Genomic DNA, 12,204 nt, shown 5'->3' with positions numbered 1-12,204 from the left:
TACATATTTATCGTTTTTAAGGAAGTAAACTTAATTATGTTACAGGTTTTATTTGCGCAACAAGCTGCTGGTCAGTAGATCGTCAGCCTCAGTTTTAGCGAAGGTGTCTGAGCCGCACCAGTTCGGCTCAGACTTCCTGAGTTATCTTATTTGCACCACAACCTTGCCAACCGCCTTGCGCTGGCCAAGATCGTTAATGGCCTGCGCCGCATTGCTCAGCGGGTAAACCTGCGACACCAGCGGTTTCAATTTACCTTCAGCGAACCATCCAAACAGTTGCTGGAAATTCGCTGCATTGTCCTGCGGCTGGCGTTGGGCAAACGAGCCCCAGAATACGCCGAGCACCGCGGCGCCTTTGAGCAGGGCCAGGTTCACCGGCAATTCGGGGATGCGTCCGCTGGCGAAGCCGACCACCAGCAGGCGGCCGTTCCAGGCGATGGCGCGGATGGCCTGGTCGAACAGGTCGCCGCCGACCGGGTCGTAGATCACATCGGCGCCCTGGCCATCGGTCAGGCGTTTGATTTCGTCCTTGAGGCTGGTTTCGCTGTAGTTGATCAGTTCGTCGGCACCTGCAGCCTTGGCCACAGCGAGTTTTTCAGCACTACTGGCGGCGGCGATCACCCGGGCGCCCATGGCTTTGCCGATTTCCACGGCCGCCAGGCCGACTCCGCCGGAAGCGCCGAGCACCAGCAGGGTTTCGCCCGGTTGCAGGTTGCCACGCTGTTTAAGGGCGTGCATCGAGGTGCCATAGGTCATGCTGAACGCGGCGGCGGTGTTGAAGTCCATGGACGGCGGGATCGGCAGCACGTTGTAACCTGGTACTGCGACCTGCTCGGAAAAGCTGCCCCAGCCGGTCAGGGCCATGACCCGGTCGCCGACTTTCAGATGGCTGACTTTTTCGCCCACGGCGCAGACTACCCCGGCCGCTTCGCCGCCCGGGGAAAACGGGAAGGGCGGTTTGAACTGGTACTTACCCTCGATGATCAGCGTGTCGGGGAAATTCACCCCGGCGGCGTGCACGTCCAGCAGGATTTCGTTCTTCTTTGCGACAGGACTGTCGACGTCTTCCAGCACCAGCGATTCGGCAGGGCCGAAGGCTTTGCACAGCACGGCTTTCATCAGGGCTATTCCTTTTGGAGTGATGGCCGATAAGTGTAGGTGTGTGAGTCAACGGGTCAACGAGCATGCCCGCCCCTGATAGTCAGCCATAAGCTTGTGCTGGCGTGGCGGGTCGTTATGCTAGGCCGCAAACCGGATAAGGAGCGAATTGTGAAAGCGTGGATCATGTTGTTGGCTGCCCTGTCATTGCCTGTGGCAGCGTTGGCCGAAGAAGCCAAAGAGGGTGAGGCTGTGAAGGTCAATTACATCACCCTGAGCCCACCGTTCGTGGGTAACTACGGGCTGGACGGCACGCCGAAGCTCAAGGTCTACAAGGCCGATGTGGCGTTGCGGGTGACCGGCGACGAAGCCACTAAAGCAGTGAAGGCCAACGAACCCTTGATCCGTAACCAACTGGTGGCGCTGTTTGCCCAGCAGACCAGCGAGACCATGAACAACGTCGAAGCCAAGGAGAAGCTGCGTCAGGAAGCCTTGAAGCAGACTCAGCAGGTGATGAGCGATGAAACCGGCAAGCCGGTGGTTGAAGATTTGTTGTTCAACAACCTGATCATCCAATAAGTCTTTTGCTGTCCAATCGGGCCTCTTCGCGAGCAAGCCCGCTCCCACAGTGTTTTGTGTCGGGCACAACCGAGTTTTCGGCGCAGAAACCTGTGGGAGCGGGCTTGCTCGCGAAGAGGCCGGTACAGACAGGCGAAAGTCCTACGGTTTGAGCGCAATCACCGCAGCCCATTGTTCCGCAGTCACCGGCATCACCGACAGCCGCGTGCCTTTCTGCACCAGCGGCATCTCAGCCAGTGCCGTCTGTTGTTTCAGATAGTCGAGTTTCAGCACCCGGGGGAAAGTCTCCACATGCGCAACATCTATCGCGCTCCAGGCGTTCTTCTCAGGTGTGGCCTTCGGGTCGTAGTAATGGCTCTGCGGCTCCAGCGCCGTTGGGTCCGGATACGCGGCTTCAATAATCTTGCCGATCCCGGCAATGCCCGGTTCCGGGCAGCTGGAGTGGTAAAAGAAAAACTCATCCCCTACCGCCATGGCCCGCAGGAAATTGCGCGCCTGGTAATTGCGCACACCGTCCCAGCGCGCCTTCCCGAGCGTCTCCAGACCTTTGATCGAGAGTTCGTCAGGCTCGGATTTCATCAGCCAATAGGCCATGTCTTTTGCTCCTTGCGGGGTGATTGGGCAGGTTGTCCGGCAATTTTATGACAAACCGACGGTCGGTTGACGCCAGCATTTGCGTGCTGGATCACGTTGTCGCAAAATGCCGGCCTTTAAAGCTTGACGCTGCTGCACGGCCTACAAACGGAAACCGCTGCTGTCATCGTGTTGATATGCCTTTGGGGGGCAATCGATGAAACGCAAACCGGATTTACTATGGATTTTGGTCATTTTGTTTGGCCTGGGTGTCGTGACCACCGGCTATGCCCAAAGTCTGTGGGCCAACAAGACCGACGCACCGGTCGAGCTTGCACAGCTGCAACAACAGTCGACAGCTTTCAAGCGCTGATCCTGTTGCCACGGCGCCACTGATCGAAGTGGTGCCTAGCCTGCGTAATACCATGCCTTGTCTGTCACCGTTCCTTGCAGCGGCACATCCCAGCTAGCCTGAGCCAATCGCTCCACTTTCTGGCATTCATGGGCCAGCCCCAACAATGTCGGCTTGTGCCAATCACTGCGACGCGCCAGATAGGCCAGGCTTCGATCGTAGAACCCGCCGCCCATCCCCAGGCGTCCGCCGACATCGTCAAACCCTACAAGCGGCAGCAATACCAGATCCAGCGCCCAGACCTTGCGCTGCCGGCCAATGTTGGCCCGCGGTTCGAGAATGCGGAAGCGGTTGGGCTTGAGCTTTTCCCCCGGTCGGACGCGCTGGAACACCATTTTGGTGCGCGGCCAGGCACTCAGTACCGGTAGATAGGTCGCCTTGCCCCTGCGCTGCGCGGCACGCAACAGCAGCTGCGGATCGATCTCACCATCGGTGGGCAGGTAAAGCGAGATGTGTCTTGCGCGGCGGAACAATGGCTGCTGGGCCAGTTGTTTGTACAGCCCGCGGGCGGCCTGGCGCTGCTGATTGGGCGTCAGTGCGCGGCGGGCCTTGCGCAGCATGCGTCGAAGTTGCGGGCGGGGCAGCAGCGCAGGTTCGGTCATGGATTCAGGCTTCGACAGGACGAATACATAAAGCGTATCCGTAGAAAAGCCGATGCCGGTATTTAAACCGGCATCGGACTGGAATCAGGCTCCCCGGATGAACCGCTGCTGACTTAGCCCTTGAACCCGAAAGTTCAAGGTGGAAGATGCAGTAGGCTTTAAGGCTTTCCGTCTAGCGGACATGCACACCAGCCCAACGTGCAGCCTCCAGGGTAGTGCGAATCGGCTCAGGGACGTGGTCAACTGGCAAGCACCCCAGGGAGTGATGCGAGTATACCTCAAGCGGCAACGTGAATCAGCCTTTGGTGACGTCCGGATCGGTAGCGAGCACCAGATCGACGCGATCGAGCAGGTCGCGAACCTGCTCGCGGGTCGAGCCGCTGGCCTGGATGTCCGGGCGTTCTTCCTTGTGCAGCAGGTCATGGGTGATGTTCAGCGCGGCCATCACGGCGATGCGGTCGGCGCCGATGACTTTGCCGCTGCTGCGGATTTCACGCATCTTGCCGTCCAGGTAACGGGCGGCGCTGACCAGGTTGCTGCGTTCTTCCTGGGGGCAGATGATCGAATACTCTTTGTCGAGGATCTGCACGGTGACGCTATTGCTTGAACTCATGAGTCTTGCTCCAGGGCCTTGAGGCGCGAAATCATCGATTCGACCTTACGCCGGGCGATTTCGTTTTTTTCAATGAGGTGCGCGCGTTCCTCGCGCCAGGTCTTTTCCTGAGCTAGTAAGAGTGCGTTTTGACTCTTAAGTTGCTCGACTCGGGTAATCAGCAGTTCGAGTCTGGCCATCAGCGCTTGCAGGTCGGTGTCTTCCATTGTCTTCACTGTCTGATGGGGTTGGACTGTGTAGAAGCGAGCCTGCTCGCGATGAGCCCGAGAGCGCCGCAGGGTATCAGCTACCCAGCGTTATCGTTGGCGACCATCGCGAGCATGCTCGCTCCTACAGGGGTAGTCGATGTAGGATACAAGGCCTTCATTCTAGACATAGCGCCGTCTGGCGCCTAGCTGCCCATGACCATTCAGAATTCCCCGTACCAAGCCTTCGCCACTCTACTCAACAGCAGCGGTCACCCCGTCTCGCCCGCCGAATTGCACGGCCTGTTGCTCGGCCGTAGCTGTGCCGGTGCCGGTTTCGAAGCCGATGGCTGGCTGGTCGATGCCGCCGAGCTGCTCGAAAACGAGCCTCAGGACAACGTCCGCAACGCCCTGATCGGCCTGCAACAGATGGTCAAGGGTGAGCTCACCGGTGACGACGTGACCGTGGTTCTACTGCTGCCGACCGACGATGCCCCGCTCACCGAGCGTGCCGCTGCACTGGGCCTGTGGTGCCAGGGTTTCCTCAGCGGTTTCGGCCTCAATTGCCGTGACAGCAGCACCCTGAGCACCGAGGCTAACGAAGTGTTGCAGGATCTGGCCGCTATTTCCCAGGTGCAAGACGCCCTGGAAGAGTCGGATGACGGCGAAAGCGATTACATGGAAGTCATGGAATACGTGCGCATCGCACCGCTGTTGCTGTTTTCCGAAACCAGAAAAGACGCGGCGGCTGCCGCCAAACCATCGCTGCACTGATCAATGCCAGGGAACGCCATCTGCCCATGATTCATATCCCGAAAACGGAATACAGTCGTCGCCGCAAGGCCTTGATGGCGCAGATGGAACCCAACAGCATCGCCATCCTGCCCGCCGCGGCGGTGGCGATTCGTAACCGCGACGTCGAGCACGTCTACCGTCAGGACAGTGACTTCCAGTACCTCAGTGGTTTCCCCGAGCCTCAGGCCGTCCTGGTGTTGATGCCGGGGCGAGTGCATGGCGAGTACATCCTGTTCTGCCGCGAACGCAACGCCGAGCGCGAATTATGGGATGGGCTGCGGGCGGGGCAGGAAGGTGCGATTCGCGACTTTGGCGCCGATGATGCCTTCCCCATCACGGATATCGACGACATCCTGCCGGGCCTGATCGAGGGGCGCGACCGGGTGTATTCGGCAATGGGCAGCAACCCGGAATTCGACCGGCACTTGATGGACTGGATCAACGTGATCCGTTCCAAGGCCAGCCTCGGTGCGCAGCCGCCGAACGAATTCGTTGCCCTGGATCACCTGTTGCACGACATGCGCCTGTATAAGTCGGCAGCAGAAGTGAAGGTGATGCGCGAAGCCGCCAGGATCTCCGCCCGGGCACACGTGCGCGCGATGCAGGCCTGTCGCGCCGGTTTGCACGAATTCAGCCTGGAAGCCGAACTCGACTACGAATTCCGCAAGGGCGGGGCGAAGATGCCCGCCTACGGTTCGATCGTCGCGGCGGGGCGCAACAGTTGCATCCTGCATTACCAGCAGAATGACGCAGCGCTCAAGGATGGCGATCTGGTCCTGATCGATGCCGGTTGTGAAATCGATTGCTATGCCAGCGACATCACCCGCACCTTTCCGGTCAGCGGCAAATATTCAGCGGAGCAGAAGGCGATCTACGAACTGGTGCTGGCTTCCCAGGAAGCGGCATTCGCCGAAATTGCCCCGAACAAACACTGGAACCAGGCGCATGAGGCGACGGTGCGGGTCATTACTTCTGGCCTGGTCAAACTGGGGCTGCTCCAGGGCGATGTCGACGAGTTGATCGCCAGCGAAGCCTACAAGGCGTTTTACATGCACCGCGCCGGCCACTGGCTGGGCATGGACGTGCATGATGTCGGCGAATACAAGGTCGGCGGCGAGTGGCGCGTGCTGGAGGTCGGCATGGCGCTGACCGTGGAACCGGGGATCTATATTGCCCCGGACAACCTGCACGTGGCGAAGAAATGGCGCGGCATTGGCGTGCGTATCGAGGACGATGTAGTGGTCACCAGAACCGGCTGTGAAATATTGACGGGCGGCGTTCCGAAAACGGTCGCCGAGATCGAAGCCTTGATGGCTGCTGCGCGGACGCAAGCGGCATGAGTCGAGTCAACCTGGCAATCATCGGTGGCGGCCTGGTCGGTGCCAGCCTGGCGTTGGCCCTGCAGGCCGGGGCTCGTGCCCGGGGCTGGAAGATCGTGCTGATCGAGCCGTTCGCCCCCGGCGATACCTACCAGCCGAGCTACGACGCCCGGTCTTCGGCATTGTCCTTCGGTTCCCGGCAGATTTATCAACGGCTGGGCGTATGGCAGGAGATCTCCCGCCGCGCCGAGCCGATCAAGCAGATACACGTTTCCGACCGAGGACGCTTCTCCACCGCGCGGCTGTCTGCGATGGAAGAGGGCGTTCCGGCGCTGGGCTACGTGGTGGAAAACGCCTGGCTCGGCCAATGCCTGTGGCAAGGCCTGGACAAGGACGTGATCAGTTGGCGTTGTCCGGCCGAAGTCACGCGCATGGAGCCACTGACCGATGGTTATCGCCTGACCCTCAACGATGAAACCACCCTGGAATGCGATCTCGCCGTGCTCGCCGATGGCGGCCGTTCCGGGTTGCGTGAGCAGTTGGGGATCGGCATCAGGAAGCGCCCGTATAACCAGAGTGCGTTGATCGCCAACATCACACCGAGCGAAGCGCACAACGGCATGGCGTTCGAGCGATTCACCGACGAAGGCCCGATGGCGCTGCTGCCACTGCCGGACAATCGCTGTGCGCTGGTCTGGACCCGCCTGGGTATGGACGCGCAACGCCTGGCGGCTCTCGACGAGCGTAGCTTCCTCAGCGAATTGCAGGGTGTGTTCGGCTATCGCCTCGGCACCCTGAAGCAGGTGGGTGCGCGGCATTTGTATCCGCTGACCCTGGTGGAAGCGGAAGAACAGGTGCGACCGCACCTGGCCGTGCTCGGCAACGCGGCCCACAGCCTGCATCCGATTGCCGGCCAGGGGTTCAACCTGTCCCTTCGCGATGCCCAGGCCCTGGCTGACGCCTTGCTCGCCAGTGACAAGTCACTGGGCGATTTCGCCACGTTGCAGGCTTATCGCGAGCGCCAGCGCCTCGATCAGAGCCTCACCGTGGGCTTCTCCGACCAGGTCACCCGCCTGTTCGGCAGTCAGCAGCCGCTGGTGTCCCTGGGGCGCAACATCGGTTTGCTCGGTCTTGATCTGCTGCCGCCGGCGAAACGCTGGTTCGCCCGTCAGGCCATGGGTCTGGGTACACGTCCGGATGCGTAGCTGGTTGATCCGCCGATTCGGCAAGGCGCGGTTGCTGCGCAGGTTCATGGCGCTTTACCCGCCGTACCTCGGCGCGGGTGTGCGGGTGCAGCACATCAGCGATGATTTTCGTGACGTCAGGGTGTCGATGGGCCTGGGCTGGTATAACCGCAACTACGTCGGCACCCAGTTCGGTGGCAGCCTGTATTCGATGGTCGACCCGTTCTTCATGTTGATGCTGATGGAAAATCTCGGGCGCCAGTACATCGTCTGGGACAAGGCGGCCGACATCGACTTCATCGCGCCGGGCAAAGGCCCGGTGTTCGCCCGTTTCACCATCGACGATACCTTGCTCGATGAGATCCGCCGCCAGACCGCCAATGGCGAAAAATACCTGCCGCAATTGCAGGTCGACATTCACGACGGCGCCGGCCACCTGGTGGCGCGGGTCGGAAAAACCCTATATGTGCGGCTCAAGCCGCAAGAGAGACAGGCTTAAAGCATGGAAATGCGCGCAGATCTGCTGATTGTCGGGGCCGGAATGGTCGGCAGCGCCCTGGCGCTGGCGTTACAGGACAGCGGGCTGGAAGTCCTGCTGCTGGACGGCAGCCCCCTGAGCGTCAAACCTTTCGACGGGCAGGCACCGTTCGAACCGCGCGTCAGTGCCCTGTCGGCCGCCAGCCAGAGGATTCTCGAACGCCTGGGTGTGTGGGACGGCATCGCCAGACGGCGCAGCAGCCCCTACACCGACATGCATGTCTGGGACGGTAGCGGCACCGGGCAGATTCATTTTGCAGCGGCCAGCGTACACGCCGATGTGCTGGGGCATATCGTCGAAAACCGCGTGGTTCAAGACGCCTTGCTCGACCGCCTGCACGACTGTGATCTGGGCATGTTGGCCAATGCACGCGTGGAACAGATGCGCCGCTCCGGCGACGACTGGCTGCTGACCCTGGCCGATGGCCGCACCCTGCGCGCACCGCTGGTGATCGCGGCAGACGGTGCCAACTCGGCGGTCCGGCGTCTGGCGGGTGTCGCCACTCGTGAATGGGATTATCTGCATCATGCCATCGTCACCAGCGTGCGCTGCTCCAAGCCGCACCAAATGACCGCCTGGCAACGGTTTACCGATGACGGACCTCTGGCGTTCCTGCCGCTGGAGCGGGACGGGCAGCAAGACTGGTGCTCGATCGTCTGGTCGACGACGCCAGCCGAAGCAGAGCGCCTGATGGCTCTCGACGACGAACGCTTCTGCAAGAACCTGGAACGCGCCTTCGAAGGCCGGCTCGGTGAAGTGCTCAGCGCTGACCCGCGCCTGTGCGTACCGCTGCGTCAGCGCCATGCCAAGCGCTATGTCGCTGAAGGTCTGGCTTTGATCGGCGACGCGGCCCACACCATTCACCCCTTGGCCGGGCAGGGTGTGAACCTCGGTTTCCTTGATGCTGCAGTGCTGGCCGAGGTGCTGCTGCAAGCCAATGCCCGCGGCGAACGCCTGGCGGACGTGAAGGTCCTCAGCCGTTACGAACGCCGGCGCATGCCGCATAACCTGGCATTGATGGCGGCGATGGAAGGCTTCGAGCGCTTGTTCCAGGCCGATCCGCTGCCGGTGCGCTGGTTGCGCAATACCGGTTTGAAGATGGTCGAGCAGATGCCCGAGGCGAAAGCGCTGTTCGTGCGAGAAGCGCTCGGGCTGACCGGGGATTTGCCCACACTCGCCAAACCCTGACGTGTGGCGAGGTGGCTTGCCCCCGTTCGAGCGCGTAGCGGTCGCAGACAGGTTGCCCAGTATTTCTGAGTGAATGCAGGCCTGCTTCGCAGCCCAACGGGGGCAGGCCCCCTCGGCACAGGTGGAAAACTTAGGTTGTGCAACATCTGGTAACTCCTCCACGAACAGTTCGATTGAGAAGCTAAATGTGAGTCCTTATCATTTGGCCTCATTTTTCAATCGAGAGACCGCTCCCATGTTGGCACCGAAGCGTCTACTGACCGCAATCGCCCTGACCCTGATCGGCAGCACCGCCGCCCAGGCCGCTGACGAGGTGGTGGTTTACTCCTCGCGTATCGACGAGCTGATCAAGCCGGTCTTCGATGCCTACACCGCAAAAACCGGTGTGAAAGTGAAGTTCATCACCGACAAGGAAGCGCCGCTGATGCAGCGGATCAAGGCCGAGGGCGAGAACGCCACTGCCGACCTGCTGCTCACCGTCGACGCCGGCAACCTCTGGCAGGCTGAACAAATGGGCATCCTGCAGCCGTTCACCTCCAAAGTGATCGACAGCAACATTCCCCTGCAATACCGCGCGTCCTCTCACGCCTGGACCGGCCTGAGCCTGCGGGCGCGGACCATCGCTTACTCCACCGAACGGGTAAAACCCGGTGAACTGACCACCTACGAAGCCCTGGCCGACAAGAACTGGGAAGGCCGCCTGTGCCTGCGTACGGCGAAGAAGGTCTATAACCAGTCCCTGACCGCCACCATGATCGAAGTGCACGGTGCTGCCAAAACCGAGGAAATCCTCAAGGGTTGGGTCAACAACCTGTCCACCGATGTCTTCTCCGACGACGTCGCGGTGCTCGAGGCGATCAACGCCGGTCAGTGCGACGTCGGCATCGTCAACACCTACTATTACGGGCGCCTGCACAAGCAGAAGCCGGAACTGCCGGTGAAGCTGTTCTGGCCGAACCAGGCTGACCGTGGTGTGCACGTCAACCTGTCGGGCATTGGCCTGACCAAACATGCGCCGCATCCGGAAGCCGCCAAGGCTCTGGTGGAGTGGATGACCACACCTGAGGCACAGAAAATCTTCGCTGATGTGAACCAGGAGTTCCCGGCCAACCCGGCTGTGGCACCTTCGGAAGAAGTGGCGGCATGGGGCAAGTTTGTGGCGGATACCTTGCCTGTTGAGGTCGCTGGTAAACGTCAGGCTGAAGCGATTCGCATGATGGATCGGGCGGGCTGGAACTGAGTCGTTTGGTATTGGGCGTCATGCTTTAACATCGCTGCCTCGCCCCGGCCATTCGGATGGCCTCTGGGGGAGCCGATTTGCGTAGTTTTCGAATCCTGAGTTCGACTCGGAATATCAGGTCGCAAAAATTCAAATAGACTACGCGGTCAGTCCCCTCTCCCTCCGGGAGAGGGCTAGGGTGAGGGGCGGAACCAAAGCCATCCACATCGTCCAAAAACTACCCAAATCTTCAGAGACCCAAACGTGGCCCACCCCGCCCAACGCCGCTGGTACCCCATCGTCTTCGCCATCGCTGCGCTGGTCTTGCTTCCCCTGAGCGTCCTGCTTCTGTCCTGGCAAAGCATCGACCAGCAAATATGGTCCCACCTCTGGGACACGCAGATGCCACGCTTACTGGGCAACACTCTGACCCTGGTGTTCGGCGTTGGCGTGGGAGTCACTCTGCTGGGCGTCAGCCTCGCCTGGCTGACCAGCCTCTGTGAGTTCCCCGGCCGGCGCTGGCTGGATTGGGCATTGATGCTGCCCTTCGCGATTCCGGCCTACGTGTTGGCGTTTGTCTTCGTCGGCCTGCTGGATTTCGCCGGACCTGTGCAGACGTTGTTGCGCGAGTGGTTTGGCAGCGGGTTGCGACTGCCCCGGGTGCGCTCCACCGGCGGGGTGATTGTGGTGCTGGTGCTGGTGTTCTACCCCTATGTTTACCTGTTGGCGCGCACCGCGTTCCTCGCCCAGGGCAAAGGCCTGATGGAAGCGGCGCGGGTACTTGGGCAGTCACCCTGGCAGGCGTTCTGGCGGGTGGCGTTGCCCATGGCACGACCGGCCATCGGCGCGGGTGTGGCCTTGGCGCTGATGGAGACGCTGGCGGATTTCGGCGCGGTTTCGGTGTTCAATTTCGACACCTTCACCACCGCGATCTACAAGACCTGGTACGGATTTTTCAGCCTGTCCACAGCGGCGCAACTGGCCAGCCTTTTGCTGCTGGTGGTGATGCTCGTGCTGTACGGCGAACGTCGCGCTCGCGGGGCCAACCGGGCGAGCAACGAGCGACCGCGCGTCAAGGCGTTGTACCACCTGCGGGGACTCAAGGCGCTGGCAGCCATGGGTTGGTGCGGTCTGGTATTCGCCTGTGCCTTCGTCATCCCGATGCTGCAACTGATCGCGTGGTTCTGGCAGCGCGGGCGCTTCGATCTCGATGAGCGCTACGCCGGGCTGATCGTTCATACCCTGTACCTGGGCGGCATGGCAGCGCTGATCACCGTCTGCGTCGCCCTGATGCTGGCATTTGCCCGACGATTGGCGCCCACGCCCGCGGTCCGTTCCGGCGTCAGCCTGGCCAACCTGGGCTATGCCTTGCCCGGTTCGGTGCTGGCGGTTTCGATCATGCTGGCGTTCAGCTATCTGGACCGGGAGCTGGTCATCCCGCTCTCCGGATGGCTCGGGGGCGCTGGCAAGCCGCTTTTGCTGGGCAGTCTGTCGGCGCTGCTGCTGGCCTATCTGGTGCGTTTCATCGCTGTGGCCTACGGGCCACTGGAAAACAGTCTGGCGCGTATACGGCCATCTTTGCCCGAAGCGGCACGTAGCCTTGGCGTCAGTGGGCCGCGACTGTTTTTCAAGGTGTATCTGCCGCTGTTGCTGCCCGGCACGTTGAGTGCTGCTTTGCTGGTGTTCGTCGACGTGCTCAAGGAAATGCCCGCGACCCTGCTGATGCGCCCGTTTGGTTGGGACACACTGGCGGTGCGGATCTTTGAAATGACCAGCGAAGGCGAGTGGGCGAGGGCGTCGTTACCGGCATTGACCCTGGTTTTGGTCGGGCTGTTACCGGTCATCGGATTGATCCGGCGTTCGGCACATCGAAACACCTAGGTGCCAGTCCTACACCTT

The 12,204-nt window shown here is 61.1% G+C and carries 14 protein-coding genes and 1 other RNA gene; 9 read left to right on the top strand and 6 right to left on the bottom strand.

The genetic code is table 11. The annotated features are described in order from the left end of the window. Window positions 1-141 precede the first annotated feature (141 nt). On the bottom strand, window positions 142-1,119 hold the full coding sequence (locus AC07OG_RS01060) for an NADPH:quinone oxidoreductase family protein (protein WP_495066013.1): 978 nt from the start codon (window positions 1,117-1,119) through the stop codon (window positions 142-144). A 150-nt stretch (window positions 1,120-1,269) separates the two neighbouring features. On the opposite strand from AC07OG_RS01060, the gene AC07OG_RS01055 reads away from it, so the two are divergent. Beyond that, the gene (locus tag AC07OG_RS01055) at window positions 1,270-1,677 is read left to right on the top strand and encodes a flagellar basal body-associated protein FliL (protein ID WP_495066012.1); all 408 of its coding nucleotides are present in this window, start codon (window positions 1,270-1,272) and stop codon (window positions 1,675-1,677) included. Window positions 1,678-1,818: 141 nt separating this feature from the next. Here AC07OG_RS01055 and AC07OG_RS01050 read toward each other — a convergent pair whose 3' ends face one another. Further along, complete coding sequence (locus AC07OG_RS01050) at window positions 1,819-2,271, bottom strand: EVE domain-containing protein (protein ID WP_060542493.1); 453 nt, start codon at window positions 2,269-2,271, stop codon at window positions 1,819-1,821. 196 nt (window positions 2,272-2,467) lie between these two features. Between AC07OG_RS01050 and AC07OG_RS01045 the strand changes: the two genes are divergently transcribed. Then, window positions 2,468-2,623 carry a hypothetical protein gene (locus AC07OG_RS01045; protein ID WP_007982896.1) on the top strand — a complete coding sequence of 52 codons (156 nt, stop codon included), beginning with the start codon at window positions 2,468-2,470 and terminating at the stop codon, window positions 2,621-2,623. Window positions 2,624-2,658: 35 nt separating this feature from the next. Here the strand turns inward: AC07OG_RS01045 and AC07OG_RS01040 are convergent, their stop codons facing one another. From AC07OG_RS01040 to AC07OG_RS01025, 4 genes are all read right to left on the bottom strand, one after another. Beyond that, complete coding sequence (locus AC07OG_RS01040; RefSeq protein ID WP_218423604.1) at window positions 2,659-3,264, bottom strand: 5-formyltetrahydrofolate cyclo-ligase; 606 nt, start codon at window positions 3,262-3,264, stop codon at window positions 2,659-2,661. A gap of 86 nt (window positions 3,265-3,350) precedes the next feature. Further along, window positions 3,351-3,529: non-coding RNA, 6S RNA (gene ssrS, locus AC07OG_RS01035), on the bottom strand. Between the two features lie 30 nt (window positions 3,530-3,559). Beyond that, complete coding sequence (locus AC07OG_RS01030) at window positions 3,560-3,877, bottom strand: cell division protein ZapA (RefSeq protein ID WP_008055229.1); 318 nt, start codon at window positions 3,875-3,877, stop codon at window positions 3,560-3,562. Next, on the bottom strand, window positions 3,874-4,083 hold the full coding sequence (locus tag AC07OG_RS01025) for a TIGR02449 family protein (protein ID WP_007940359.1): 210 nt from the start codon (window positions 4,081-4,083) through the stop codon (window positions 3,874-3,876). Before AC07OG_RS01025 ends, AC07OG_RS01030 begins: the two co-directional genes overlap by 4 nt. Before the next feature lie 195 nt (window positions 4,084-4,278). Here AC07OG_RS01025 and AC07OG_RS01020 point away from each other — a divergent pair, with 195 nt between their 5' ends. The 7 genes from AC07OG_RS01020 (at window position 4,279) to AC07OG_RS00990 (ending at window position 12,186) form a co-directional block, all read left to right on the top strand. Continuing rightward, entirely contained in the window at window positions 4,279-4,836 is a 558-nt protein-coding gene (locus AC07OG_RS01020) for a YecA/YgfB family protein (protein ID WP_060542491.1), read from the top strand. A 26-nt stretch (window positions 4,837-4,862) separates the two neighbouring features. Then, window positions 4,863-6,197, top strand: a complete 1,335-nt coding sequence (pepP, locus tag AC07OG_RS01015) for a Xaa-Pro aminopeptidase (protein WP_495066011.1) — start codon at window positions 4,863-4,865, stop codon at window positions 6,195-6,197. Then, window positions 6,194-7,381 carry a 2-octaprenyl-6-methoxyphenyl hydroxylase gene (ubiH, locus tag AC07OG_RS01010; protein ID WP_495066010.1) on the top strand — a complete coding sequence of 396 codons (1,188 nt, stop codon included), beginning with the start codon at window positions 6,194-6,196 and terminating at the stop codon, window positions 7,379-7,381. Before pepP ends, ubiH begins: the two co-directional genes overlap by 4 nt. Next, window positions 7,374-7,859: a DUF4442 domain-containing protein gene (locus AC07OG_RS01005; RefSeq protein ID WP_060542488.1), complete on the top strand. Its 486-nt coding sequence runs from the start codon at window positions 7,374-7,376 to the stop codon at window positions 7,857-7,859. The genes ubiH and AC07OG_RS01005 overlap by 8 nt, the downstream gene beginning before the upstream one ends. Window positions 7,860-7,868: 9 nt before the next feature. Beyond that, window positions 7,869-9,086, top strand: a complete 1,218-nt coding sequence (locus tag AC07OG_RS01000; protein WP_495066154.1) for a 2-octaprenyl-3-methyl-6-methoxy-1,4-benzoquinol hydroxylase — start codon at window positions 7,869-7,871, stop codon at window positions 9,084-9,086. 235 nt (window positions 9,087-9,321) lie between these two features. Beyond that, window positions 9,322-10,326 (top strand): extracellular solute-binding protein, encoded by a 1,005-nt coding sequence (locus AC07OG_RS00995; RefSeq protein ID WP_060542486.1) that lies wholly within the window; start codon window positions 9,322-9,324, stop codon window positions 10,324-10,326. Between the two features lie 243 nt (window positions 10,327-10,569). After that, window positions 10,570-12,186: an ABC transporter permease gene (locus AC07OG_RS00990; RefSeq protein ID WP_060542485.1), complete on the top strand. Its 1,617-nt coding sequence runs from the start codon at window positions 10,570-10,572 to the stop codon at window positions 12,184-12,186. The last annotated feature ends 18 nt before the right edge of the window (window positions 12,187-12,204 follow it).

The organism is Pseudomonas sp. GW821-FHT09H03, from assembly GCF_059415945.1.
This window is presented reverse-complemented; position numbering and strand designations above follow the sequence as displayed.

Excerpts from the sequence above, each read along its gene's own strand:
- AC07OG_RS01025 (WP_007940359.1), bottom strand. The coding sequence starts at position 4,083 with ATGGAAGACACCGACCTGCAAGCGCTGATGGCCAGACTCGAACTGCTG.
- AC07OG_RS01045 (WP_007982896.1), top strand. The coding sequence starts at position 2,468 with ATGAAACGCAAACCGGATTTACTATGGATTTTGGTCATTTTGTTTGGC.
- AC07OG_RS01005 (WP_060542488.1), top strand. The coding sequence starts at position 7,374 with ATGCGTAGCTGGTTGATCCGCCGATTCGGCAAGGCGCGGTTGCTGCGC.
- AC07OG_RS01060 (WP_495066013.1), bottom strand. The coding sequence starts at position 1,119 with ATGAAAGCCGTGCTGTGCAAAGCCTTCGGCCCTGCCGAATCGCTGGTG.
- AC07OG_RS00995 (WP_060542486.1), top strand. The coding sequence starts at position 9,322 with ATGTTGGCACCGAAGCGTCTACTGACCGCAATCGCCCTGACCCTGATC.
- AC07OG_RS01050 (WP_060542493.1), bottom strand. The coding sequence starts at position 2,271 with ATGGCCTATTGGCTGATGAAATCCGAGCCTGACGAACTCTCGATCAAA.
- AC07OG_RS01000 (WP_495066154.1), top strand. The coding sequence starts at position 7,869 with ATGCGCGCAGATCTGCTGATTGTCGGGGCCGGAATGGTCGGCAGCGCC.
- AC07OG_RS01030 (WP_008055229.1), bottom strand. The coding sequence starts at position 3,877 with ATGAGTTCAAGCAATAGCGTCACCGTGCAGATCCTCGACAAAGAGTAT.
- ubiH (WP_495066010.1), top strand. The coding sequence starts at position 6,194 with ATGAGTCGAGTCAACCTGGCAATCATCGGTGGCGGCCTGGTCGGTGCC.
- pepP (WP_495066011.1), top strand. The coding sequence starts at position 4,863 with ATGATTCATATCCCGAAAACGGAATACAGTCGTCGCCGCAAGGCCTTG.
- AC07OG_RS01040 (WP_218423604.1), bottom strand. The coding sequence starts at position 3,264 with ATGACCGAACCTGCGCTGCTGCCCCGCCCGCAACTTCGACGCATGCTG.
- AC07OG_RS01020 (WP_060542491.1), top strand. The coding sequence starts at position 4,279 with ATGACCATTCAGAATTCCCCGTACCAAGCCTTCGCCACTCTACTCAAC.